This window comes from Citrobacter sp. VF227 (assembly GCF_052950715.1).
In genome coordinates, this window is the sequence record NZ_JBRFVF010000686.1 from 1 (window position 1) to 368 (window position 368).

Genomic DNA, 368 nt, shown 5'->3' on the forward strand with positions numbered 1-368 from the left:
CTCCACGACCGGCTGCAGGGCCTGACCGCCGTTCGGGGCCTTATCCTTCAGGTACCCCTTCAGGAACGTGATGGCCGGGCTGGCCGTATAGGCAAACGTGGTTTTGCCCGCAGCGACGGTCCCCAGGTTCATGTTGATGTTGTAGTCATACGGTGTGCCCGAATTCTCCACTTCCCACATCCATTTCGGCGTCAGGTCCGTCACTGTCCCGGCAAAATTGACCGTCCCGTTATGGCCGGCATAGCCGGTGTCTTCCGTAAAGGCATGGGCCGCGGATGACAGGCCCAGTACCGCCGTCACACTGGCAGCCACAAGTGCTTTTCTCAGTTTCATATGCTTTCCTTTTCAGTAAATATCAGTATCGTTTA

At 56.5% G+C, this 368-nt stretch carries 1 protein-coding gene; it reads right to left on the minus strand.

The window, feature by feature from the left end:
* Nucleotides 1-333 (minus strand): F4 family fimbrial subunit (locus tag ACU8YC_RS28565; protein WP_446896464.1); only part of this gene is annotated, 333 nt, incomplete at its 3' end.
* Nucleotides 334-368 lie beyond the last annotated feature (35 nt).